The 1,425-nt window shown below is 62.0% G+C and carries 2 protein-coding genes; both read left to right on the forward strand.

Going from position 1 to position 1,425, the window contains the following annotated elements; translation table 11 throughout:
• A partial coding sequence (locus AC628_RS41570) for a phage tail tip fiber protein (RefSeq protein WP_143202115.1) occupies positions 1–1,124 on the forward strand: 1,124 nt, incomplete at its 5' end.
• A partial coding sequence (locus tag AC628_RS41575) for a hypothetical protein (protein WP_143202116.1) occupies positions 1,121–1,425 on the forward strand: 305 nt, incomplete at its 3' end. The genes AC628_RS41570 and AC628_RS41575, both read left to right, overlap by 4 nt.

Consider the following 1,425-nt stretch of genomic DNA (forward strand, 5'->3'; position numbering starts at 1 on the left):
TGTGCGTTGTCCTGGACGGCTCGCCGAGCGGCGACAAGTTCACGGTCAACATGGTGGTTGATGACCAGCGGGTTCATGCGACGGATCTCGGCAACCCGCCGGTGCTGCCTAGCGCGCAGTATCCGTCAAATGACAAGGTCCCGCTGGTGTTCGGCCTCAATGCCTACATCAGCCAGGGCACGGCCGAGCCGCGGCTGTTCGCCAGCTGGTTTCCGACCGCGGGCGCGATCTACTACGTCGCCGGCGTCTCCTATGACGAGGGCAAGAATTGGACGCAGGTCTATGAGGCTGCCGAAAACCAATTCGATACGGTCGTCAGCCTGGCCGCCGTGCGCCTGCGCGTCCAGGCGGTCAATGCGACCATGCGCGGCGCCTATTCGACGGTGGACCTCGAGGCGCCGACGGTCAAGCTCTCGCCGGGGATAGTCACGCTCGAGTCGTTCAATGCGGCCCTGAAAAAACAGGTGACCGAGGTCGCCGATCAAAATAACGACGAGCTCAATACTGCGCTGCAGACGATCGCGGCGGGCGTCGCCAACCAGGACGCGCGTAACTGGCTCGATATGAAGTCCATCCGGTCGGAAATGTCCGCCCGCGTCGGCGCGGCGTTTGCGCAGATCGCCACGGTCCAGACCGTCGCCGTCAATGCGCAGCAGGCCGTCGCGGATCTCAGCACGTCGGTTACAGCCGAGTTCGGCGACGTCAATGCGTCGATCACTCAGCAGTCGACGGCGATCGCGCAGCTCAACGGATATGCCGCCGCGGCCTGGTCGCTGACGCTCAACGTCAACGGCTATGTAAGCGGAATTCAGCTGGTCAATGGCGGATCTGGGGTGTCGGCGTTCACGGTCGTCGCCGACAAGTTCCAGATCCAGCTGCCGGGCTATAACGGCAACGTGCCGAAAGCCGTGTTTACCGTTGGGACGATCGGCGGCGTCGCCTCGATCGGCATCACGGCAAACATGTATCTCGACGGCGTCCTGACGGCGCGCATGATGAATATCGGGGTGCTGAGCGCGATCACGGCCAACGTCGGCACTCTGACGGCGGGCGTGATTCAGAGCTCGTCCGGCCTGATGGTCATCAACCTGACCGCTGGTACCATCACGATTTCCGACTCGTGACCAAGCGCATCTATATCGCGGCAGATCGCGTCACGGTCTCAAAGCCGGGCTATGACGCCGAGAATCCGCCGGCCGTCGACTACAGATATTTGTCGCTGGATTCGCGTTTGAACCAGGGGCGGCCGCTCGAGGTCGGCCTGTTTCCGAGCACCGTTTTTGGCAGCGGCAAGGTTTTCTATTCGACGATCTATCCGCATCCGCCGGCGATCGACATCGTCGCTTACAGCATCCCGTCAGCTGGTGTTGCGCTGTACTCGAAGGCGATGGTTTGCCGGGATGCGAATTCGAGCATTGCTTACCA

Source organism: Bradyrhizobium sp. NAS96.2 (genome assembly GCF_001908235.1).
Lineage (GTDB): Bacteria > Pseudomonadota > Alphaproteobacteria > Rhizobiales > Xanthobacteraceae > Bradyrhizobium.